The sequence below is a fragment of the Okeania sp. SIO2C9 genome (assembly GCF_010672455.1).
Taxonomy (GTDB): Bacteria; Cyanobacteriota; Cyanobacteriia; order Cyanobacteriales; family Microcoleaceae; genus Okeania.
The window spans coordinates 2940-28071 of the sequence record NZ_JAAHGO010000013.1 but is presented as its reverse complement, the minus strand read 5'-3'; the positions used below and the strand labels follow the sequence as shown (position 1 = coordinate 28071).

At 38.6% G+C, this 25132-nt stretch carries 19 protein-coding genes; 17 read left to right on the top strand and 2 right to left on the bottom strand.

Features of this window, described 5'->3' with window-relative positions; all coding sequences use genetic code 11:
• Positions 1-2: 2 nt before the first annotated feature.
• The 6 genes from F6K23_RS13995 to F6K23_RS13970 all read left to right on the top strand — a co-directional run bounded on the left by F6K23_RS13995 (position 3) and on the right by F6K23_RS13970 (position 8096).
• Positions 3-2153 carry a S8 family serine peptidase gene (locus F6K23_RS13995; protein ID WP_293156236.1) on the top strand — a complete coding sequence of 717 codons (2151 nt, stop codon included), beginning with the start codon at positions 3-5 and terminating at the stop codon, positions 2151-2153.
• Between the two features lie 1635 nt (positions 2154-3788).
• Complete coding sequence (gene bchB / locus F6K23_RS13990) at positions 3789-5315, top strand: ferredoxin:protochlorophyllide reductase (ATP-dependent) subunit B (RefSeq protein WP_293121344.1); 1527 nt, start codon at positions 3789-3791, stop codon at positions 5313-5315.
• A gap of 233 nt (positions 5316-5548) precedes the next feature.
• Positions 5549-6928, top strand: a complete 1380-nt coding sequence (locus F6K23_RS13985; RefSeq protein ID WP_293156233.1) for a hypothetical protein — start codon at positions 5549-5551, stop codon at positions 6926-6928.
• 55 nt (positions 6929-6983) lie between these two features.
• Positions 6984-7208, top strand: a complete 225-nt coding sequence (locus tag F6K23_RS13980) for a hypothetical protein (protein WP_293156231.1) — start codon at positions 6984-6986, stop codon at positions 7206-7208.
• Positions 7201-7524 (top strand): type II toxin-antitoxin system VapC family toxin, encoded by a 324-nt coding sequence (locus F6K23_RS13975; RefSeq protein ID WP_293156228.1) that lies wholly within the window; start codon positions 7201-7203, stop codon positions 7522-7524. The genes F6K23_RS13980 and F6K23_RS13975 overlap by 8 nt, the downstream gene beginning before the upstream one ends.
• A gap of 350 nt (positions 7525-7874) precedes the next feature.
• Positions 7875-8096 carry a hypothetical protein gene (locus F6K23_RS13970; protein WP_293156224.1) on the top strand — a complete coding sequence of 74 codons (222 nt, stop codon included), beginning with the start codon at positions 7875-7877 and terminating at the stop codon, positions 8094-8096.
• A gap of 283 nt (positions 8097-8379) precedes the next feature.
• Here the strand turns inward: F6K23_RS13970 and F6K23_RS13965 are convergent, their stop codons facing one another.
• Positions 8380-8940 carry a DNA-binding protein gene (locus F6K23_RS13965; protein ID WP_293156221.1) on the bottom strand — a complete coding sequence of 187 codons (561 nt, stop codon included), beginning with the start codon at positions 8938-8940 and terminating at the stop codon, positions 8380-8382.
• A 425-nt stretch (positions 8941-9365) separates the two neighbouring features.
• Positions 9366-10337 (bottom strand): protochlorophyllide reductase, encoded by a 972-nt coding sequence (locus F6K23_RS13960; protein ID WP_293156218.1) that lies wholly within the window; start codon positions 10335-10337, stop codon positions 9366-9368.
• Positions 10338-11306: 969 nt separating this feature from the next.
• Here F6K23_RS13960 and F6K23_RS13955 point away from each other — a divergent pair.
• The 11 genes from F6K23_RS13955 to F6K23_RS13905 all read left to right on the top strand — a co-directional run.
• Positions 11307-11624: a hypothetical protein gene (locus F6K23_RS13955; protein ID WP_293156215.1), complete on the top strand. Its 318-nt coding sequence runs from the start codon at positions 11307-11309 to the stop codon at positions 11622-11624.
• A gap of 210 nt (positions 11625-11834) precedes the next feature.
• Complete coding sequence (locus F6K23_RS13950; protein WP_293156212.1) at positions 11835-12149, top strand: hypothetical protein; 315 nt, start codon at positions 11835-11837, stop codon at positions 12147-12149.
• A 366-nt stretch (positions 12150-12515) separates the two neighbouring features.
• On the top strand, positions 12516-12830 hold the full coding sequence (locus tag F6K23_RS13945) for a hypothetical protein (RefSeq protein ID WP_293156209.1): 315 nt from the start codon (positions 12516-12518) through the stop codon (positions 12828-12830).
• A gap of 322 nt (positions 12831-13152) precedes the next feature.
• A complete protein-coding gene (locus tag F6K23_RS13940) occupies positions 13153-14262 on the top strand; it encodes a TRAP transporter substrate-binding protein (protein WP_293156206.1) in 1110 nt (369 codons plus the stop codon).
• 758 nt (positions 14263-15020) lie between these two features.
• A complete protein-coding gene (locus F6K23_RS13935; protein ID WP_293156203.1) occupies positions 15021-16106 on the top strand; it encodes a TRAP transporter substrate-binding protein in 1086 nt (361 codons plus the stop codon).
• A 540-nt stretch (positions 16107-16646) separates the two neighbouring features.
• Positions 16647-17732, top strand: coding sequence for a TRAP transporter substrate-binding protein (locus tag F6K23_RS13930; protein WP_293156200.1), 1086 nt, complete (start codon positions 16647-16649; stop codon positions 17730-17732).
• 132 nt (positions 17733-17864) lie between these two features.
• On the top strand, positions 17865-18983 hold the full coding sequence (locus F6K23_RS13925) for an RNA-guided endonuclease TnpB family protein (RefSeq protein ID WP_293156197.1): 1119 nt from the start codon (positions 17865-17867) through the stop codon (positions 18981-18983).
• Positions 18984-19261: 278 nt separating this feature from the next.
• Positions 19262-20344, top strand: coding sequence for a TRAP transporter substrate-binding protein (locus F6K23_RS13920; RefSeq protein WP_293156195.1), 1083 nt, complete (start codon positions 19262-19264; stop codon positions 20342-20344).
• A gap of 532 nt (positions 20345-20876) precedes the next feature.
• Positions 20877-23027: a TIGR03032 family protein gene (locus tag F6K23_RS13915; protein ID WP_293156192.1), complete on the top strand. Its 2151-nt coding sequence runs from the start codon at positions 20877-20879 to the stop codon at positions 23025-23027.
• A 37-nt stretch (positions 23028-23064) separates the two neighbouring features.
• Positions 23065-23202, top strand: coding sequence for a hypothetical protein (locus F6K23_RS13910; protein WP_293156189.1), 138 nt, complete (start codon positions 23065-23067; stop codon positions 23200-23202).
• Between the two features lie 2 nt (positions 23203-23204).
• Positions 23205-25132: Ig-like domain-containing protein (locus tag F6K23_RS13905; RefSeq protein ID WP_293156186.1), on the top strand; the 1928-nt coding region annotated here is incomplete at its 3' end.

Here is a 25132-nt window from a genome sequence, read left to right as displayed (position 1 = left end):
AGATGACCGGAACAAAAACATTCAGCTTGTCGCCTCAACAAAAATTACGCTTTATTCTAGACTTGAGTGTTAGAGAGATGGAAGCGATAGTGCAGTGGCGTCAAATGCTCTCAAAAGTAATCAATCTTGAAGACATTAGCCTCCGCGCTCAACTCGATCGAGAAACTGTAGAGCAATTACTCGTAAATTCAACCAATGTAGAAAAGATGCGATTAAATCCTAACCGAGTTAATCGCAATCAATTGGAACAAATTCCTCAATTAAAACCAGAGCGAATTGACATAGTGTTACAGGGAAAACCCTATTACTCCATGACAGAATTGGCGAGCGCAACAGCTTTACCACTTACAGTATTAGATTATTTTTTTGTCATTCCGCCTCTGTCTTTTCCTGACAAACCTGCCAACAAAGAAGTTATTTTAGAACCTTTAACTGGATGCTACCTCATTCCCCGTCAAGCAGATTTTGAAAAATTAGATCCGGCTGCTCAGTTAGGGTATGTTGAGAGTCTACCGATACCAGAGACTCTAGAATTTCGGATTGTAGAAAATAGTAATTTTGAGAGTGGTTCAGAAACTGCTCATTTATTAAAAGCTGCCTTTGCAGGAAATGTTCACCCTGTCTTGCGAGATGTTCAAGGGTCTGAACTTTATCTAGTCCCTGGTTCTATAGATTTATGGTTTCATTTGGATACCCCATCCCCTCGACGTGAGGAGATTATTCAGGAGTTGGGACTAGAAATTGTCGATCCTCGCCCTCGAATGGGCTACTACCGCGCTCAACTCACTCACCGACCCGAAGATTTAGATGTCACTCGGGAAGTGCTTCGGGTAATTTCTAAGGCGAACCAATTTCAGGAAGTGGCTTTTGCTGAACCAGATCGAGTAGGTTTTGACGATTTTAAATTTGATCCTTCTTTTCCTATCACAGAAGCAGAGGGAGATTTTGAAGCAGTCGATCGCTTCTGGAATTATGAACTGATTGAACTTGAAGCTGCTCACGCTATTACAACTGGTTCTCCTCTAGTTACTCTCCTCGTGGTTGATAGTGGAATTGATACTAATCATCCTGACTTAGTACCTGCTTTGCGACCAGACTGGCAAAGCCTCGATCTCAACTTTGAACGGGGTATACCTGCGGCTGTCTTATCTCCCCACACCTCCTATATTGCTCACGGAACAAAAGTTTCTGGTCTTGTAGGGGGAAGAGGCAATGCTGCTATCTCTCAAGTCAGAGGAGTTGCACCGAACTGTTCAATTTTGCCGATTAAGATTTCAGGGAGCCAAGGGTATGGTTTGAGAGCAGAAGCAATTTTAGAGAGTTTAACCTATCTCCAACCTAATGAACGGGGGGTTCTTAATCTCAGTTGGCGTATTGATGGCGAGCATATTGGTATTCGCCAAGCTTTAATTGCTGCTCAAAATCAGGGGGTAGCAATTGTCTGCTCGGCAGGAAATTATACTCTGGGAATGCCTCAAAAACCTGATGAGATTCACTATCCTTCTGCCTATTCCTATCTTCATCCCCAGTTAACTGCATTATGTTCCGTTGCTGCTGTTGGAGCAGGAGATCGCAAAGCCAACTATTCTTATTATGGAGAACAAACTGTGACACTCTCTGCTCCTGGGGGTGAACAAGGGAGAGCAGGTACAGCAATTTATACAACCTCAACCTCCAATAGTTATACATACACTTGGGGCACCTCCTTTGCAGCTCCTCATGTAGCGGGTTTAATTGCATTGCTATTTTCTTTGAAACCCGAACTCACTCCTCAACAGGCGATCGCTATTATTAAAGAGACTGCTGATTCTGTTGATAGGGTCAATCCTTTGTATGTGGGAATGTTGGGTGCAGGTCGCATTAATGCTCGTGCTGCATTAGAAAAGTTGCAAGATGATTTTGGAATTCAACCTCCAACACCACCAAATCCCAGTATTTCTCACTATGACGATCGTGGTCGATTAAACATCAATCTGGCTACATTCGATGAACTTCTGAAACTTCCTTTAATTGAGGCTTGGCGAGCCAATCAGATTCTTGATTATAGAGAAACTCATGGCCTTTTTACGACTATTTGGAGTTTACTACTAATAGGAGTCTTCGATCCCTGGACAATTCGATCGCTTGAACCTTACATAACCGTACTTTCGTAAGTCATTTACTCCAAAAAGTGGATTATGAGGAGATATTCTTGAAATAGTTACATTTATAGGACTGTTCCAAGGACACTATATGTAGTGCATAGCAAATTGGGCTATCCCTAGTAAATATGGAGGCGATCGCTTCACTATATTCGCTATGTCCCTATCCCTAAAAACAGTTATTTTCATAATTTTTACTCACTAAAAATTTAGCATAACTGTCATTTTAATTGAAGGATATTTGAGTTAGGATATTAATTTTTTAGACAACAATTGATGTTTAAGTTGATAAATAGTTTTCAAGAGAAGTATTTGCCAACTTCTTGAGATAATGCCAAATAAGTGATGGGCACTTATTAGTTATTGTGTAATTTGTATGAGTACTGATTCAACAATTAATAATTAATAATTAATAATTAGGGTTTGCTGATTAAATCTAAAGGTATTTACAGATAAAGGTTTTAGCCTTTTTGGAGTCGAAAAAAGTACGCCTGTTTCAGCTCTTCACCCTCAAAAAGTTAGTATTTTAGGCGCATAGTTGGGCAGAAAAATCATTCTTACAATTGTTACTCCTACCTCCTCGCTCATTCTCTTTTCTCCTGTCTCCTGTCTCCTGTCTCCTACCCTAACCCATAAGACTTTTTCAGCAAACCCTAATTACCTCTTCTTTTCAAGGAGAGGATTGACTAATCATGAAAAAATTTTCTTCTGTTGGTCAATTGGATATGGCGCAGGTTTCGGAGCCATCCCACCCTACGGTTCGCTTTGAAGATCGACCTCTGTTTCTCCTTGTAGAGCGACAGCTCGCGGTGCAGCCAACAAGAGGCTTTAAACCTTAATGATTCGTTCAACAATGAATAATGAATAATGAATAATGAATAATTACCTCTCTATGAATTGAAGAGGATTGACAAATTCATGAAAATTTTTCTTCACAGGAGTCGATTGGATATGGCGAGGAGACCCGTTCTTGCAGACCCGCTCCGAAGATCGCCATCCCACCCTACGGTTCGCTTTGAAGATCGACCGCTTATTATCCCCTTAAAAGGGGAGGCGCATACCCACAATTTTTCGGTAAATATTGACAGTAGTCTCGATAATTAAAATTCATCAACACTCCCTGGGAGAAATAACAATTATATTTGATAAATTATAGTACAAATTTAATCATTATCAATGAGTTTTTAGTGAGTAATTTATCAGAAAATAACTGTTTTTATGGATAAGTTGTGTAGCCAGTATAGTGAGGCGAGCGCTAGTTAATTTTATACGATCGCCCAATTTGCTATCCGCCACATATAGTGTCCTTGCGTAAGTCCTGATTCATAAAAAATTTACCGAAAAATATTGATATTTTTGTAGAGAGCGATCGCAGACTATAAATAAGCGATCGCTCTTTTCCATATACCCATATCAAGCAATTGTCAATCTTTTCTTTCCCTAATTAACAGAAATTAACCGAAAAATTAAGAATACTTAAATAAAACAAAATTTTATTACTTTACTGACAAACTAAGTTTCTAGTGCATGGGATTAACTAGAGCAAATATTGTTCAAAAATTCTCATTCAATGAATAAAGACATCAAAATCTGAGACAATCAAACTAACAAGTCTATAACAGTTAACAATAAAACGGAGAAAATTAGATGAAATTAGCCTACTGGATGTATGCAGGTCCTGCTCACATTGGCACATTGCGCGTTGCCAGCTCTTTCAAAAACGTTCATGCTATTATGCACGCTCCCCTCGGTGACGACTATTTCAATGTTATGCGCTCTATGTTAGAAAGAGAACGTAATTATACACCAGTCACCACCAGTGTAGTTGACCGTAATGTATTGGCGCGGGGTTCTCAAGAAAAAGTGGTAGATAATATCATCCGTAAAGACAATGAAGAAGCTCCTGATTTAATTGTTCTTACTCCTACCTGTACTTCCAGCATTTTGCAAGAAGACCTAGAAAATTTTGTCGAACGCGCTCAAATAGATGCCAAAGGTGATGTAATGCTGGCAGATGTTAACCATTACCGCGTTAACGAACTCCAAGCAGCGGACAGCACTTTGCAGCAAATCGTTAAATATTATATTGAGAAGGCGAAAAAGAAAGGGGAACTTCCAGAAGGAAAAACTGAAAAACCTTCTGTTAATATTATTGGCGTTTCTACCCTGGGTTTCCACAACCAACATGACTGCACCGAGTTAAAACGCTTAATGGCAGATTTAGGTATCGAAGTTAATGAAGTAATTCCCGAAAGTGCTTCGGTTCACAATTTAAAAAATCTACCTCGCGCTTGGTTTAACCTCACACCCTATCGCGAACTGGGGATAATGGCAGCCAAATATTTAGAGTCTGAGTTTGGAACTCCTTATATTGACATTACTCCTATGGGTGTAGTGGAAACTGCTCGTTGTATTCGGAAAATTCAGCAGGTAGTTAATGCTCAAGGTGCCAATGTTGACTATGAGGAATTTATTGATAATCAAACTTTACACGTTTCTCAAGCAGCTTGGTTTTCTCGTTCTATTGACTGTCAAAATTTAACTGGTAAAAAAGTAGTGGTATTTGGGGATAATACTCATGCTGCTGCTCTGACAAAAATTTTGGCGCGGGAAATGGGTATTCATGTAGTTTGGGCAGGTACTTATTGTAAATATGATGCTGACTGGTTCCGGGAACAGGTGAGCGAATATTGCGATGAAGTTTTAATTACTGAGGATAATGGAGAGATTGGGGATGCGATCGCTCGTGTAGAACCTGCGGCGATTTTTGGTACACAAATGGAGCGTCATGTTGGTAAAAGGTTGAATATTCCTTGTGGTGTAATTGCGGCACCGATTCATATTCAGAATTTTCCGATTGGTTATAAACCGTTTATGGGTTATGAGGGAACTAATCAAATTGCCGATTTGGTTTACAACTCCTTTACTTTGGGAATGGAAGACCACCTATTAGAAATATTTGGTGGGCATGATACTAAGGAGGTTATTACTAAGAGTATTTCTGCTGATTCTGATTTGAATTGGACGAAAGAAGCAAAGGCAGAATTGAATAAGGTGCCTGGTTTTGTTCGGGGTAAGGTGAAGCGAAATACAGAAAAGTTTGCCAGAGAACGTGGTTTTGAGCAGATTTCTTTGGAAGTTATGTATGCGGCAAAAGAATCTGTTGGTGCTTAGTTGAAGTCATAATTTAGAAGTCAAAAGTCAGAAGTTAAATTTTGATGATGACTAAGTTTGAAAATATTCTAGTAATAATAGCAACTGCTATAATTGTTGTTAATTTTAGGGTGGTTTTTCCCCACCTTTTTTTTATGGGAATTTTTGATAATGATTTTATATGATGGAATTTGGTTTAACGTAATACGGTCTGATTTCTAGAGAAACTAAAATTTTTAATTATAGATAAGATTATGATCGATCAACTGCAAGATATTTTCCCTGCACTGACTGGCTTTTTTTTGGGATTAATAGTTTTAGTGTATTTTGTGTTTAAGAAAAATTCGTTAGGTATAAGAATTGCCAGTATCTCTTGTATATTGTTAATGTTTATTTTTGAAATCATATCAGTAAATTTTAATTTTAATTTTAATGATATAAATAGCTTTTTTGAAAAAACTAAGAATATATTTGATTTTCCATTAGTAACTGTTTTAGTAACGACAGCAAGTATATTTATAGGTAACACTTTGATTAGATCTGTTACTGATAGAAAAGAAAAAAGGGAATTTGCCATATTATTTATTAATGCGATAAAGTTTCAGATAAATGTGTTAGAACGAATTTTTTATCAGATTGATTTGCCCAAGTTAAGAACAGAAGATAGCATAGTAACAGAGGGTAGAGAATATATTGAAATTTATAAATCAAATTTAATTGAGGAGAAAAGCTATGATGTTGCTTTTAACAAAATAGGTATTTTCAATGAGAATGACATTGATTTAGTTTTTAGATATCATAAACAACTAAAAGAATCTCTACTTTATGTAAATATTTTCTGTTGTACTATGGGTGGAGATACGGAAATATACGATGAATATCAAGGAAAAATAAACTTTAAAAATATTACAAATACAGAAGAAAGGAACTTAATAAAATCTTTTATTGATATTAAAATATTTATACCCATTACAATAATTTTAGGATATTTGTGTATCTATCAGTTATCTTTGAACTATTCACCACAAAACCTTGACAAAGATAGAGAAAATTTCTTAGAAAGTGCTAAATCTACATACAATTCTCTATCGGCAGTGTTTTCAGATGGTAGAATATTTCCTAATTATTACTTCAATAATGGAACATTTCATATTTTAAACAGAATTACATCTGATACTTTAATTGAGACATTAAACTACATAAGAGAAAGCTACAGAAAAATTGACAAAGCTAAAGACACTAACAAGCGAGAACCAATTTACCTGACTAGAATCTTAATTAATAGGGGTATCCGTTTAATGGCAACACCCAAAAATGGTAATTGGGAAGGTTGGGAGAATTGGATTGATATTATCTCAAGCGGAGAAGATTTTATAAGCTTCAAATTATTAACACCTAGTACTACTAAAAAAATGTTAAAACGCTATATAAAAGAAAAATTTAAGGAATTAGAAGAAAGTTCTGAAATACGATTCTTATTCTTCAGCAGTAAGTGTAAAGTACCAATCTTAGAGAAAGATTTTGATGGATTAGAGGAATATGTAGAGGAAAATATCGATGAATTCATTGAAAAATGCAAATATGAATCATACATTATTTCACCTTGGGGAGAAGAAATCAAGGAACCATCATAAATATTGATTCGTTTAAAATGAAATTTAGTTAGATTTGAAAGATAATTGAGAAATTATGGAAAGTATCAAGATAAAAACACATATTGGCGAAGATGGAATATTATCTCTTCGTTTACCAATTACTAATCAAGAAATTGAAGCTATGGTTGTGTATCAACCCATTATCAAACAAAACTATCTAGATTCAAAATTAAAATTTGAACGTTTATTACAACAATATAAAGGTCAGACTTTTACTAATAGTGCTGAATTATTACGAGAGGATCGCCTAAGTGAGTAAGTTTGTTGTTGATGCAAATGTAGCAATTAAATGGGTTATTCCAGAAATTCATACTGAGGTTGCTTTGTCATTATTAGACAATCAAGATAACTTGCTATTAGTGCCTGATTTTTTCTTTCCAGAAATTGGTAATATTCTGTGGAAGCGGGTTCGTCGTGGAGAAATGAATATTACTCAAGCTCAATTAAGTTTAGATACTTTAAAGTCTGTGGATATTAAAGTTTTTCCCTCTGAACCTCTAATTAAGAGTGCTTTAGATATTACTTATATAATTGGCGTTGGTGAATTAGGGTATGATACTAATCTTAATTACTGAGGAGTCAGGAGTCAGGAGTCAGAAGTCAGGAGAGAAGAAAGAAGAAGAAATAGGAGTATAAGGAGAAAGTTTTTGGTCAGGTAAGCGGATGTTCGTTGGATTGAAAATTTATGAAAATAAAAGAAGTTAATTATTATATTTATAAAATGTGAAATTATTTCCTGTAATTACTGTATAGTTAAAGTTTTGAGCCTATAAAATCTTACTTTTGACTGTCTTGAGTGCGTCTTACATTCTGAGGTTTCCTCAAAATTACGCACTCGCTTTTAACTTCCGTGAAACACTATGGTAATACCCTCTTGGTAAATGAGTTATTAGAGAAATTAACATATATTTCAGGAGTTAATTTTATGCTAGTAAAAGGAATTAAAAAAGGAAAAACTATCGAATTATTAGAGGAAGTAAATTTGCCGGATAACCAAGAAATTTTAATAGAAATTAAAGAGGTTAATGATTTTTGGTCAGCCTATCAAAAATTTCGGGCAAAAATAGAACAAAAAGGAATTACTTTTGACGATCATACTTTTGATAACTTACGGGATAAGTCACCAGGGAAAGAGGTTGATTTATGACTTTAAAATATTTGCTAAACACTAATATAATTTCCGAATCTATATGTCATTCTTCGTTTATCTGAAATGATTGAAAATTTGAAAGCCTTGTGAAGTCAAGCCTAGAGACAAAAAATGACCCCAAATACTTGCTGGAAGTAAAGAGAGTTAGAGAGCGATCGCTAAATAGATGTTCAATTTTCTGAGTTAATAGTCTGTATAATTAGCGATTTCTAGACAGCAAAAAATAGAACAGAACCCAGGCACTGCTAATTAAATTCTCTTTTCCAAGTTAACTATCCAGTTAACTGCTTCTATTCTTTCCTTTCTTTTTAGAATTTTTCTTCTTACTTTTTGATTTCTTAGTTTTTGCACGCTGCTGAACTACTTCCGGTGGCGGACCATAATCTCCATTAACAAAATATTTTCGCTCTACTATATGTTCTGGCTCTACTTCAATCCACAGACGAGCTCCTCCAGCTTGACTTTTGTTCGGGTTATGGGGTTCATAAACAATTTGGCAAGGTCCGTTAATTTTCAAGGCATGGCAATAAGCCTTTTTATCTCCGACTTTCACCGCAACCACTGGATGAGAAGTTCCATTGTCTCGGTTATAGTCAATAGTCTTTCGCAGAACATGAACAATAGTCTTGGCTTTGCGTTGAAGTTTATTCCAACTACCTTCAGGGCCACGACGACCTGGTGTAATCTCTGGCATTCCGCGATGGTTGAGAGGAATTTGCCAAAATCTTTTAACTTTTCGAGCGCCGATAACACGACCTTTATTCAGCAAAAACCGCAATCTACCTGTTGAAATATTTAGTAGAAAAGCTGCTTGTGTAGTACTAACTAATGAGACAGTCATAACTATAACGTTAGGGTTTTAAGTTATATATGGAAATTATAGAATACTTAGATAAAGTAATCTTGAATTTAGCAGAAAAGTCAATGGTTGGCAAGAGAAAGAGAAAAATTATTTGAGCTTTCTCTATAATGAAACAAAGGCAAAGTGGATTTTTTGATTGCTCTGTAATCTATATTTATCAATAGTATTTCATCAATTTTAACGATAAGTTAAAATTGATGAAATACCTGTTTTGGCCTGAATATAAGGTAGGCGAAATACTGATAAATTTACTTGTCAAAACATACGACATATGTCAACTTGACTGTTCTCGAAACTCGTAAAAACCTTAGTCGCTTATAGATTTAGCTAATTTATAATTAACAAAAATCCCTACGCTCCCTTATTAAGAAAGCGCGGGAATTTTCACTATCTCAATAAAAAAACTAACTCAACCCTACCAACTTTGAACTTAATTCCCAAAGCTTAATTGCTTTATCATCATCACTCGCTTCATCAGAAACCTCTTGTACAAAAGACTGACGATCTTTCTTCTGTCGATTTCCCCAACTCCAATACATTCCAGACTCCTTATACTCAGGATCTTTCACTACAGCAGCAACCCTTTCTCCTGCCAAATCTTGAGAAACATATCCCCCAGTAATATTTTTCTGGAATAGCGGGAAAATTTTCTGAAATAAAGGATAATGATTTCGGAATAGAGGCGTCTCTGCCACACATCCAGGATACAGAGAACTAAATACAATCCCTGTTGATTCGTGATAACGCCGATGTAACTCCCGCATTGTCAAAACATTACAGAGTTTACTATCTTTATAAGCCTTACCAGACTTAAACTTTTTACCATTAATCATAGAAATAGGAGCTTTGAAACCTGCTTCAAAACCCTGAAGATTTCCCAAATCTGGAGGTGCTGGAATTGGAATCTTTCCTCCCAACTCTTTTGGATTAGCTGTCACAGTCCCCAAAATTACCAATCTTTTATCCGCAGCAGGAGACTGTTTCAAATCCTCTAACATAATGTTACATAGGAGAAAATGTCCCAGATGATTTGTCGCCACACTCAATTCATACCCATCTGGACTACGCATCGGTTCTTTTAATAGAGGCAGATATACCGCAGCGTTGCAGACCAAAGCTTCTAGAGACCTACCGCTTTCTCTGAAAGTATTGACAAATCGTTTTACACCATCTAAACTTGCCAAGTCTAAGTGCATCACAGTATAGCTATCTTTTGCCATTCCTACTTCTTGGGCAACTTTTTCTGCTTTTGAGAGGTCTCGACAAGCCATCACTACATACCATTGACCTGTTTTAGCCAGAGCTTTCGCTGCGTGTAAACCCACCCCTGACGATGCACCTGTGATGATTACTGTTGATTTATGATTTTGTTCCATTATCAATGAGATTTTGTAAAATTCAATTGACTAATCTCATGATTTTACAACAGTCTTGACCAAATCAAAAGTCTAGTGTGAATTACTATACCGTTTCACGGAAGTCAAAACTCAAAACTCAAAAGTCAAAAGTAGGATTTTATAGAGCTACAAAACTTTGACTATACAGTAATTTCAGGAAATTATTTCACATTTAAAGTTGGAAACTATTTGTGACATCTTTAAATAGAATAAATTAGACATCTCCTCCAAAAGAGGGAACTCTTAACAGGGAAAAGGGAACCCACCCCTAACCCCTCCCAGGAGGGGATTAATTGATAATTTATGGATAATAATTGATTTTATTTTGGATTTTTACCAGATGTCTATTTATTTTACATGATTACCCAAATCAACTCAGTTGCTACTAGGATAAATTGTGGTTTTAACGATAGATATTTAGGAAAAAATTGAGTTTATAGGTTCCTTTCAACAATTAATAATGAATAATGAATAATGAATAATTACCTCTTCTTTTCAAGGAGAGGATTGACAAAGAGATGAAAATTTTTCTTCACAGGAGTCGATTGGATATGGCTCCGAGACCTCGCCATCCCATCCTAGGTCATGCTGCGCAAACGACCGCTTATTATCCCCTTACAGCGCTTTTCAAATTGATGAACCACATCTTCACACATCAAACCTTGTAGGGACGTTCCATGGAACGTCCCTACTGTGGTCTACCCAAATGAAAACCGCTGTAAAAGGGGAGGCGCATACCCACAATTTTTCGGTAAGTAAGTCATATAAAATCAATTCTTAAAAAAATAAAAAGATGTAATTTTAAATACAAATTATTAAATTTAGAGTCTGATTATAGCATTAATGGGAATAATTCTCTGATTGTAAACTTTAATCACAATGCTCAAGTGTTTTTACTCTGCTGATGATAATTTTAAGAATGTAAATTAACTGACACAGGAGCAAGTTATGGCAATCTTTAAAGATGACCATGAGCACGAACACCAACACATCTACGGTGGTGTCCAACCAAACGGTGATTGCTGGTTCGGTGAAGGTTTTAAGAGCCAGAAAATTAAGGAAGGAACCTATATCGTAAAATTCGAGAATCCTTTTGCCAAGCTACCAGCACCAGTTTGTACTATTTCTGGAAATGAGTGGATGACATTTAATATGTCAGTCGCCACCGTTCAAATTACTCCAGAATACTTCATCTGCATTACTTCATCACCTCACCAACCTATGGATTGTGCTTTTACATTTATTGCTTTTGGTGACGCTAAATAAGAGTTTTAACCCTCGCCAAAAATGTTAACAGCATATTAAACCTACTCTATTCTATAGGTTGATAACTGTTGACTCAAATCTTAGAAAAGTCCGACAATAGTGTATTAAGCCGTTTAACCATTGCTGATATCGTCAGCAACAAGGAATAAGCTGTTTGAATTTTCTACAGTTGATTTCAAACGGTACTGTAAAATCTAACAGGAGTCAGTAATGGCAATTTTTAAAGATTCAGCGGGAAAAGCAACCCAACACGTCTATGGTGTTATTTCTCCCGACGGTAAGATCCTCTCTGGTGAAGGCTTCAAATGCCACAAACTTCGCTTCGGACTCTATCTAATAGAATTTGACCAGTCTTTTGCAGACGTCCCAGCAACAATTTGTACCATTTATGGAAATGAATGGCAGACATTTAATCTGTCAGTCGCTGTCGTTGAGGTTGCTCCATGGCACTTTGTATGCACTACTTCTTCACCTGACAGACCTGAAGATTGTGGTTTCACCTTTATTGCTTTTGGCAATATCTAAAACTTTGATATTCCCTCCTCCCGATCGACGATACATTAATGGGTGCAGACATTTTACCATGAGGGAATGAAAAATTTGAAAAATTATGGCGAGCTTTTTAAGATAACAGTGAATAATTGTTGTATTTAAAGCTCTATAATATTAAAATTTAGCCCCAGACTTTTAGTTTGAGGGCTTTTCAGGCTTGGGGGACATCTGTAACCGTTAATCCAATTTAGATCGAAGCTTTACCTGATAAAGTAAGGCAGAAGGATTAGAAAATAATTTAAGACAGTATCTTTATCGTAACCAGATTTGGTATCATATCGCAAAACAAATTAATCTAAACTATTTTTTAAGTTACTATAAATCTAGCAGGAGTCAATAATGACAATTATCAAAGATTCAGTGGGAAAAGAAATCCAACACATCTATGGTGCTGTTCATCCAGACGGTAAAATTATGTTTGGTGAAGGGTTCCGTTCCCGCAGAATTTGGCAAGGAACCTATTTAATAGAGTTCGAGCGTCCTTTCACCAAAGAACCAGCGCCAGTTTGTACCATTCAAGGACCTGAGTGGAAGACATTTAATATGTCAGTTGCCATTGTTGAAGTTATGCCATATCACTTCGTTGCCGTGACTTCATCACCTGACAGACCTGATGATTGTGGCTTCACGTTTATCGCCTTTGGTGAAATTTAACGAACTCAGGAGTCAGAAGTCAGATAGGGGAGCCGTCGGATTGGCGACGTACAGAAGTTTTTTTGGTAACAGGGATTAGAGTAACCCTCCAAAAACATTTTGCCAATCAAGGGAGGGTTGCGCGACCCAATTATTTTGATAAATAAGATTTTTGAGATAGCAGTGAATATAGCCCTATACTTTATACTTTGGGGCTTTTTGCCTATTTGACTATATACTTGAGTAAGATTTCAATTTTTGTTTCTACTACCTTTGATAAGGATATTAAACCTTGAAACCTTATACTAAGTAGAAAAGCTTAAAACACCAATAATATAAAACAATGAAACGAAGAAAACTTATCAACCACATTGCAACTGCTACAAGTGTCGCAACTTTGGCAGCTTGTAGTCAAACCACCACTGAAACTACCTCTACCGATGATAGCTTACCCTCTATCAAATGGAGAATGACCACAAGTTGGCCTCGCTCCCTAGATACAATTTTTGGTGGGGCACAAACAGTCTGCGATCGCGTCGCAGCAATGACCAATGGCAAATTTACCATTACTCCTTATCAAGCTGGTGAAATAGTCGGAGGTTTAGAAGTTCTGGATGCTGTCCAACAAGGTACCGTACAATGTGGCCATACTGCTAGTTATTATTATGTTGGTAAAAATTCAGCCCTTGCTTTTGGCACTTCTGTCCCCTTTGGTTTAACTGCCCAACAACAGAATGCTTGGTACTATCATGGTGGAGGGTTAGATATAATGCACAAACTTTACTCCGACTTTAATATTATTAGTTTCCCTGCTGGTAATAGTGGGACGCAGATGGGAGGATGGTTTAAACGAGAGATTAACACAGTTAACGATCTAAATGGTTTAAGTATGCGTATCCCTGGTTTTGGTGGGGAAGTAATGAAAAAATTAGGTGTAAATGCTCAAGTATTGCCTGGTGGTGAAATTTATCTAGCTTTGGAGCGAGGCGCTCTTGATGCTGCGGAATGGGTAGGTCCTTATGATGACCAGAAATTAGGTTTAAATAATGCTGCGAAATACTATTATTATCCTGGTTGGTGGGAACCTGGTCCGACTTTTGAGGTGCAAGTTAATCTGAATGAATGGAATAAATTGCCAAAAGAATATCAAGAAGCTTTGAAGACGGCTGCATATCAAGCGAATATAGATATGTTAGCTAAATATGATGCTTTAAATGGGGCAGCTCTAGCAGAATTAATTGCAAAAGGTACTGAGTTACGTCCTTACAGTCAAGAAATTTTACAAGCAGCACAAACAGCAGCTTTTGAGTTTTATGAAGAGAAAGCTAATCAGGATGCAACCTTTAAAGAAGTCTACGAACAGTGGAAAAAGTTCCGAGAACAGATTTATCAATGGAATGCTATTAATGAATTAAGTTTTGCTCAGTTTGCCTTCAATAACTCCCTAAAGTAAATTCAGAATTCTCAATTCTGAATTTAGAAGTAAAATTCGCAGCACGGACTAAATTTAAGAGGTCAAAAATTAGAAACCTGATAGATGAGTTGCACACGCATTGCAGCTTTATTTTTGGTTCAAAACTTTGACGTAATTCTGCTTCCAAATGCATGAAGTTTCTCAGATGACAATTCATACTAGCAGAAAGCTCACAAGTAAATCAGTTAGACAAATGTTGAACTGGGCACACTATAGGTTTGAACTTTTCTTAAAGCATAAAGCTGTTGAATACAACAAATTCGTTGTAGATGTAAGTGAAGCCTACAAAGCGCAAAACCGTTAGCTGGACTGGTGAAATCCTCAACAATTTAGGTGGCAAAAAAGTTGTGACTGGTATCGGTTGGTTTTCGCCTTGATCGCGACTTAAAGGTCCCGCGTGGAATCTTGATAAAAAGCGTGGTAGAGAAATTTTCTACCACATTGGGAGATCCCCCCTCAGTAAGTTAATCTTGCTGTGCATTGTTAACAATTGTTAGCAAAATAGTATCGGTGCTAGAATATCTAACCGCTCTGGTAGTTGCTATAAGTAGATATTTCCCGAAAATAAACTTGCTCTTTATTTAAGATCAACTAGAGTTGTCAAAGTCACTTACAAAATCATTTTTCGTACCTTTTAGGTGAAAATCTGTTCCCTGTTCCCTGTTCCCTATTGCCTGTTCCCTATTGCCTACTATGTGCAAAAAGTCTATATCTTTTTCGGAGATGTCTAATAAATAATGAAACGTCGAAACCTAATTAGTTATGCTACTGTTGCTGCTACAAGTGCAGTTGCTTTACCTGCATTGAGTCAAACCGAACCCCAACAAATAAAATGGAAAATGACAACCAGTTGGCCGAAATCTCTCGATACTTTGTTTGGTGGAGCGCAGAGGATTTGCGATCGCGTAGCAGCTTTGACCAATGGTAGATTTACTATTACTCCTTATCAAGCTGGTGAAATAGTTGGAGGGTTGGAAGTTTTAGATGCTGTACAACAAGGCACCGTACAATGTGGTCATACTTCTAGTTATTACTATAAAGGCAAAAATCCTGCCCTAGTATTTGCAACTTCTGTTCCATTTGGTTTTACTCCTCAACAACAGAATGCCTGGCTATATCATGGAGGAGGTCTAGAAGCTATACAAAAAGTTTATGCTGATTTTAACGTGATTAACTTCCCTGCAGGTAACACAGGGACACAAATGGGTGGTTGGTTTAGAGAGGAAATTAATACTTTGGCTGACCTCAATGGTTTAAAGATGCGTATTCCTGGTTTGGGAGGGGATGTGATGAGCAAGTTGGGAGTCAATGTTCAGGTGTTACCTGGTGGAGAAGTTTATTTAGCTTTGGAAAGAGGTGTTATTGATGCTGCTGAATGGTCAGGACCTTATGATGATGAGAAGTTGGGTTTATATAAAGCAGCAAAATATTATTATCATCCTGGTTGGTGGGAACCCGGTACGACAGAAGATCTATTGGTTAATTTAGATGCTTGGAACAAGTTGCCAAAAGAATATCAGGAAATTTTTCAGACTGCTGCTTATGAAACTAATTTGAATATGTTGGCTCAATATGATGCTTTGAATAGAGAGGCTTTAGCAAGATTGATTGAAAAAGGTATCCAACTAAGAGCTTTTAGTCCAGAAATCATGGCAGCGGCTCAGAAAGCAGCTTTTGAAATTTATGAGGAAAATGCTAGTAAAGATGGCAGTTTTAAGGAAATTTATCAACAGTGGAAAAAATTTCGAGAGCAGATTTTTAATTGGAATAAAGTTAATGAGTTAAGTTTTGCTCAGTTTGCCTTCAATAACTCCCCAAGCTGAAGTCAGAAGTCAGAAGTTATATCATGTCTGGTTGAATAGTGATACTTTGGAGGAAGGAAGACAGAAGCCTGAAGGGAAGAAAACGCTAGAAGGAAGAAAGTTTTTTGATCATTGATTATCCGGACATGATATTAGAAGTTAAATTATTGCTGTAACTAAATTTGAGAGGAGCGAGAATGTCTGATACCAGTTTGATCAATGTTTGCTACCAATCTCTGTTGCTTGTTGCCTGTGGCCTATTCCCAATTAAGTTTTCCCTATACACTAGTGCAGGATGGCGCCAATAACTGACCAGTTACAAAATCCTAAAACAATTACAAATCAAAAATGATTGACTGTCAGATATGCGTCTTACATTCTGAAGGGGCTGTGTGCGGAACTATTTCCGCACAGTAGGCGCCCCGTAGGAAACCTCGCCAATTAGCACTCGCTTTTAACTTCCGCGCAGCAGCACTAGAGTTTTGTAAAATTCTTTTTTCACGCTTAGTATTAACTGCTTTGGTGGTTGCTATCAATAAATAACACATAAATAAATAAATAATGAAACGTCGAAATATAATTAGTTATGCTACTGTTGCTGCTACAAGTGCAGTTGCTTTACCTGCATTGAGTCAAACCGAACCCCAACAGATAAAATGGAAAATGACAACCAGTTGGCCGAAATCTCTCGATACTTTGTTTGGTGGAGCGCAGAGGATTTGCGATCGCGTAGCAGCTTTGACTAATGGTAGATTTACTATTACTCCCTATCAAGCTGGTGAAATAGTCGGAGGATTGGAAGTTTTAGATGCTGTACAACAAGGCACTATACAATGTGGTCATACCAGTAGCTTTTACTATAAAGGCAAAAATCCTACCCTTGTATTTGCAACTACTGTTCCATTTGGTTTGACTGGCCAACAACAGAATGCCTGGCTATATCATGGTGGGGGTCTAGAAGCCATGCAAAAAGTTTATGCTGATTTTAACATTATTAATTTTCCTGCAGGTGGCATAGGGGCACAAATGGGTGGTTGGTTTAGGCAGGAAATTAATACTTTGGCTGACCTCAATGGTTTAAAAATGCGCATTCCTGGTTTGGGAGGTGATGTGATGACTAAATTGGGGGTAAATGTGCAGGTGTTACCTGGTGGGGAAGTTTATTTAGCTTTAGATAGAGGAGCTATTGATGCTGCTGAATTTACTGGGCCTTATGATGATGAGAAATTGGGTTTATATAAGGCTGCAAAATATTATTATTATCCTGGCTGGTGGGAACCTGGTGTGACTTTAGATGTATTAGTTAATTTGGATGCTTGGAATCAGTTACCAAAAGAATATCAGGAAATTTTTCAGGCTGCTGCTTATGAAGTTAATTTGAATATGTTGGCTCAATATGATGTTTTGAATAGTGAAGCGTTGCCAAGATTGATTAAAAAAGGTGTCCAATTAAGGGCTTTTACCCCAGAAATTATGGAAGCTGCTCAGAAAGCTGCTTTTGAAATTTATGAGGAAAATGCTAGTAAAGATGGAAGTTTTAAAGAAGTTTATCAACAGTGGAAAAAATTTCGAGAACAAGTTTTTAATTGGAATAAAGTTAATGAGTTGAGTTTTTCTCAGTTTTCGTTCAATAACTCCCTAAAGTGAAGTCAGAATTTAGAATTTAGAATTTAGAACTCCCACCATTGACTAAATTTGAGAGGAGCATTGACTTAATCAGAGAATAACGATTTAATACATTAAAAAGCATACTTTTAGACAGGTTGCACTCACCTATATATGAAATCCATTAGAACAAAGCTGAAACTAAATAATAAACAGAAAACTCTGATGGCTCAACACGCAGGCTATTCACGCTGGTGTTATAACTGGGGTTTAAGTTTGTGGAATGCAGCTTACACAGATGGTTATAAACCAAACACCCGTAAGCTTAGAGAGGTTTTTACTAATCACACCAAACCCCTCTACCCCTGGATGAAAAACTTGTCATCTAAAGTTTATCAATATGCTTTTATAAGCTTAGGTGAAGCATTTAAGAGGTTCTTCCAAGGATTGGGTAAACGTCCACGGTTTAAGAAGAAAGGTAAATCTGATTCATTCACAATTGATAATTGTGGAAAACCCATAGAATTAAATGGATGGAATCATAAAATACCTTTTATTGGTATGGTCAAAACTTATGAACCAATTGAAGCAACTACTCAAAAAATAACTATTAGTAGACAAGCGGGTGATTGGTACTTAAGTTTGAGCTATGATAAGCGTGCAACTCCCACACCAAAAACTATTGATGTTGTAGGTGTTGATTTAGGTGTGAAAACCCTAGCAACGCTAAGTACTGGTCAAGTTTTCCCAAGCATTAAACCTTACCGTACAGCTCAAGATAAACTAGCAAAATTGCAACGCCAACTGAGCAGGAAAGTCAAACATTCAAATAATTGGCACAAAGCTGTAATCAAGCTAGCTAGACAGCACAGACGAGTAGCTAACATCCGCAGAGATGCACTTCATAAATTGACAACATATCTAGCTAAAAACCACAGCGTTGTTGCCATAGAAGATTTGAATGTTAGCGGTATGTTAGCGAACCACAAGCTAGCAAAGTCAATTGCAGACCAAGGCTTTTATGAGTTTCGGAGACAGCTTGAATATAAAACACGATGGTACGGTTCTAAATTAGTAGTAGTTGATAGGTTTTTTCCATCTTCACAAACTTGCTCCTACTGTGGTCATGTTCAAGATATGCCGTTAAATAATCGGACTTATGACTGCCCTGATTGTGGGATATCTATAGACCGGGATTTAAACGCAAGTATTAATTTAAGAGATGCGGTCGGCTTGACCGTTGATGCCTGTGGACGGAGTGCTGCCGACAGTTCCGGTGGAAGCAGGAAGTAAACATTAAAATGTCGCGCTTGTGACGTTTTATGTCGGTTTTATGAAGCAGTAAATGTTCAGGTGTTACCTGGTGGAGAAGTTTATCTGGCTTTGGAGCGAGGAGCGAGAATGTCTTATACCAGTTTGATAAATGTTTGCTACAAATCTCTTTTGCCTATTACCTGTTGCCTATTCGCAGTTAAGTGTTCCCTATAAATAGAGTTTTGTAAAATTCTTTTTTCACGCTTGATATTAACCCCTTTGGTAGTTGCTATCAATAAATAACACATAAATAAATAATGAAACGTCGAAATCTAATTAGTTATGCTACTGTTGCTGCTACAAGTGCAGTTGCTTTACCTGCATTGAGTCAAACTCAACCACAACAGATAAAATGGAAAATGACAACCAGTTGGCCGAAATCTCTCGATACTTTGTTTGGTGGAGCGCAGAGGATTTGCGATCGCGTAGCAGCTTTGACCAATGGTAGATTTACTATTACTCCTTATCAAGCGGGTGAAATAGTGGGAGGATTAGAAGTTTTGGATGCTGTGCAACAGGGAACTGTACAGTGTGGTCATACTCCTAGTTATTACTACAAAGGCAAAAATCCTGCTCTGGTGTTTGCTACTTCTGTTCCGTTTGGTTTTACTGCCCAACAACAGAATGCGTGGTTATACCATGGTGGGGGTCTAGAAGCTATACAAAATGTTTATGCTCAGTTTAATATCATCAACTTTCCTGCTGGTAATACTGGAGCGCAAATGGGTGGTTGGTTTAGGAGGGAGATCAATAGTTTGGCTGACCTCAATGGTTTAAAGATGCGTATTCCTGGTTTGGGAGGTGATGTGATGACTAAATTGGGGGTAAATGTGCAGGTGTTACCTGGTGGGGAAGTTTATTTAGCTTTAGAAAGAGGAGCTATTGATGCGGCTGAATTAAGCGGACCTGATGATGATGAAAAGTTGGGTTTATATAAAGCAGCAAAATACTATTATTATCCTGGCTGGTGGGAACCTGGTCCAACTTTAGATGTATTGGTTAATTTAGATGCTTGGAACAAGTTACCAAAGGAATATCAGGAAATTTTTCAGACTGCTGCTTATGAAACTAATTTGAATATGTTGGCTCAATATGATGTTTTGAATGGTGAAGCGTTGCCAAGATTGATTGAAAAAGGTGTTCAATTGAGGGCTTTTGCCCCAGAAATTATGGAAGCTGCTCAGAAAACTGCTTTTGAGATTTATGAGGAAAATGCTAGTAAAGATGGCAGTTTTAAGGAAGTTTATCAACAGTGGAAAAAATTTCGAGAGCAAGTTTTTAATTGGAATAAAGTTAATGAATTAAGTTTTGCTCAGTTTTTGTTTAATAACCCAAAGTGAAATTTGTATCTTCTGCACTAATCGCTGCTTAAACATTTCTGGCTCTCTATCTATTAGACCTCTCCAAAAATCCCACTCGCTACTAGGAAAAGCCCAGTGAGGGTTGGAGAACCAAATGTTAACTATGTCTATTGACAAAGACTTAAATATTAAGTATAGACTGTTAAAATGCGGTTGGCTTGACCGTCAATGCCTGTGGATGAGTAACCGCCGACGGCCTCAGTAGAAGCAGGAAGTAAACAGTAAAATGTCATATTATGACGTTTTATATCGGTTTTATGAAGCAGTTTTAAGGAAGTTTATCAACAGTGGAAAAAATTTCGAGAGCAAGTTTTTAATTGGAATAAAATTAATAAGTTAAGTTTTGCTCAGTTTTCGTTTAACAAGTAGTCAGTAGGGGCGAATGGCCATTCGCCCCTACATTTGGCTTCACAAAGTCTTCATAGAAATTACTCATATCTTCATCAAAACTTCATATAAAGTCAGTATTTTTCCAGTATTGTGAAGAAAAGATTTAAGACTGGACAATACGGTGAGTCAAACTCCAATATCTACCCCTAAACCTCTAGAATTTACTTGCTCTCGTCATTTTCTCTCTTGGTTACAAGAGCAGAAAGTAAGTTTGGCATTCACCACCTATCAAACTAATCGCCTATTCCTAATTGGTCTCAAACCCAATGGACAACTTTCCGGTTTCGAGCGACTATTTGACAGAGCTATGGGATTATGGGCTACTCCTAACCACCTCTACCTCAGTACCCGGTATCAATTCTGGCAGTTTGATAATGTCCTTAACCCTGGTCAATTATATAAAGGATATGACCAGCTATATGTGCCCCGTATTTCCTACACTACTGGAGATTTGGATATTCATGACCTGGTGATGGGAAAATCTCCCCAGCAGACCTTGACAAGTAATCCTATTAATGTTAACCCCCCCCCGCAAGCAGGGAGTGGGGATAAAGTCATTTTTGTCAATACTTTATTTAGCTGTCTGGCTACCCTCAGTCACCAGTATAGTTTTGAACCAATTTGGCAACCACCCTTTATCTCTAAGCTGACACCAGAAGACCGCTGCCACCTCAACGGTTTGGCCATGGTGGAGGGAAAGCCCCGTTATGTTACCGCTGTGAGTCGTTCCGATGTGACCGGAGGCTGGCGAGAAAGACGGCAAGATGGGGGCGTGGTTATGGATATTGAGGCTAATGAGATTGTCGCTTCAGAGTTCTCAATGCCTCACTCTCCTCGCTTTTACCAAGGAAAGCTGTGGTTGCTCAATTCTGGTACAGGGGAATTTGGTTATCTGGACTTACCAACAGAAAAATTTCAGCCTGTTGCTTTTTGTCCTGGGTATATGCGGGGTTTGGCTTTTTGGCGTAACTATGCTGTTGTGGGGCTATCTAAACCACGCGATCGCTCTTTTTCTGGTTTGGCCCTCGATGAAAGGTTGGCTGCAAAGGATACTAACCCCCGTTGTGGCTTGATGGTGATTGATTTGACTACTGGGAGTATTGCCCACTGGCTGGAGTTAGAAGGGGTTGTCACCGAACTCTATGATGTACAGGTTTTGCCTGGAGTGCGACGCCCAATGGCGTTGGGTTTCAAGAGTGATGAAATTGCTCGTTTAGTTACTTGTCCTGGTTTCTCTAGTTTCCAAGGGGAGTTGAGTGAAAGTCAAAAGTCAGAAGGTGCAAGGCAATCTCCCCCTTACGAAAGGAGTGGGGGAATGGGAGATGAGAGGCAGAATACAGAAGGGAAAAATCAAGATTCAAAAGGTGAAACTGCCCAACCAAGGGTTAAATACCAATTGGTGGGAAACCTGAATCCAGCTAATACCTTACAATACGATGCTTTAACTTTTCCTAGCATCAAGAAACACTGGCAAACTTTTCAACAAAAAGGAATACTGATGGGAATTTCTGCCTCTGTTGCAGGGGAAATGGTGGGATTAGCGATCGCCGAAATTACACCAACCCAAGAAAATATTTCCCAAGCAGAGGTACTGTCTCTATTTGTTTTACCAGAATACCGCCATCAGGGAATTGGCACTACCTTGGTGAAACACCTGGAAACAGCCCTCGCTGCCCAGAAATGCCCCCAAGTCATAGTCAAATACCAAGCCACTGAATTAACTACATCTGCCCTCGAACCCTTGCTAAGAAAAAGGAATTGGCAGCCCCCCAAAGAGACTTTCTGGCTGGCGAAAATGTCAATGGAGAAAATAGCCCAAGCTCCCTGGTTGTATAAACACATACTGCCCGATTCTTTCACGATTTTTCCTTGGAGTGAATTAACCGATGCTGAAAAACAGCAAATTCAACAGACACTAGACTATCCAACCTCCCTGAGTCCCTTTGAAGACAATTCCCGGTTGGAACCCTTGAACAGCTTGGGGTTGCGCTATGGAGACGAAGTAGTAGGTTGGATGGTCACCCATCGTGTCGCACCAGACACAATTCGCTATTCCACAATGTTTGTGGCACAGCGATTCCAAAAGTTAGGACGGGGAGTTGCCCTGATTGCAGAAGCACTCAAACAGCAAATTGCCAGTCCGGTGCCTAACTGTACCTGGGGGGTGGCAATGGAAAACCAGCAAATGGTAAAGTTCCTGCGCCGCCGTCTGGCACCTTACACCACTTTCATCAGCGAGTCGCGCCAATCTGGGAAGCGATTGAAAATTTAGCTGATTGTGCGACTTGTTCAGCCGATGGAAAAATCCCTTGGCATGGCGAGAACTGGTAAGTAAACCACCAAAAGGTTTGAGAAGCACTTTAAATCCTTACCAGATGACAATTACCACAGTTTTAGGTAGTAATATCTACCAAAACTTTTTGTTAACTAATAAAATAAAGATTTAATTATGGCTACTTTTGTAGAACAAACTGGCACAGCGAATCCCTTCGATGGTGTGGATGTAGGGTTCTTCAGTGCCCCCACCTTTGCTGACATTGACGGCGACGGGGATTTGGATGCCTTTATTGGGGAAATTGACGGCATCATCAAATACTTTGAGAATGATGGTTCTGGCAACTTCACTGAAGTAACTGGCATTGACAACCCCTTGGACGGTGTAAATGGGATCGAAAGCAGCCCCACCTTTGCTGACATTGACGACGACGGGGATTTGGATGCCTTCATTGGGCAAGCAGACGGCATCATCAAATACTTTGAGAATGATGGTTCCGGCAACTTCACTGAAGTAACTGGCATTGACAACCCCTTGGACGGTGTGGATGTAGGGGACTACAGTAGCCCCACCTTTGCTGACATTGACGGCGACGGGGATTTGGATGCCTTTATTGGGGAAATTGACGGCAACATTAACTACTTTGAGAATGATGGTTCTGGCAACTTCACTGAAGTAACTGGCATTGACAACCCCTTGGACGGTGTGGATTTAGGGAACTTCAGTGCCCCCACCTTTGCTGACATTGACGGCGACGGGGATTTGGATGCCTTTATTGGGGAAACATACGGCACCATCAACTACTTTGAGAATGATGGTTCCGGCAACTTCACTGAAGTAACTGGCACAGCGAATCCCTTCGACGGTGTGGATGTAGGGGACTATAGTAGCCCCACCTTTGCTGACATTGACGGCGACGGGGATTTGGATGCCTTTATTGGGGAAGGATACGGCACCATCAAATACTTTGAGAACACTACCCCTCCCCCTACCAACAATCCCCCTGTTGCTGTTGACGACAGTGCCACTACTGATGAAGATAGCCTCCTCAGTGGTAACGTCCTCACTAACGATAGCGATGCCGATAGCGATACCCTTACTGTTACGGAAGTAAACGGTAATGCTGCTGGTGTTGGCACTCAAGTTACCTTAACTTCTGGCGCATTGTTGACTCTCAACATTGATGGCACTTTCGACTACGACCCCAACGGTCAGTTTGAATCTCTTAATAATGGAGAGACAGACTCTGATAGCTTTACCTACACCATTGATGATGGCAATGGGGGTACAGATACAGCTACAGTTAATGTTACTATTGATGGAGTCACTGATAATACCGCACCTGATGCAGTAGACGATGCAGTAACAACTGATGAAGACAGCGTCCTCAGTAGTGGTAACGTCCTCACTAACGATAGCGATGCCGATAGCGATACCCTTACTGTTACGGAAGTAAACGGTAATGCTGCTGGTGTTGGCACTCAAGTTACCTTAACTTCTGGCGCATTGTTGACTCTCAACATTGATGGCACTTTCGACTACGACCCCAACGGTCAGTTTGAATCTCTTAATAATGGAGAGACAGACTCTGATAGCTTTACCTACACTATTGATGATGGCAATGGGGGTACAGATACAGCTACAGTTAATGTTACTATTGATGGAGTCACTGATAATACCGCACCCGATGCAGTAGACGATGCAGTAACAACTGATGAAGACAGCCTCCTCAGTAGTGGTAACGTCCTCACTAACGATAGCGATGCCGATAGCGATACCCTTACCGTTACAGAAGTAAATGGCAATGCTGCTGGTGTTGGCACTCAAGTTACCTTAACTTCTGGCGCATTGTTGACTCTCAACATTGATGGCACTTTCGACTACGACCCCAACGGTCAATTTGAGTCTCTTAATAATGGAGAGACAGACTCTGATAGCTTTACCTACACTATTGATGATGGCAATGGGGGTACAGATACAGCTACAGTTAATGTTACTATTGATGGAGTCACTGATAATACCGCACCCGATGCAGTAGACGATGCAGTAACAACTGATGAAGACAGCCTCCTCAGTAGTGGTAACGTCCTCACTAACGATAG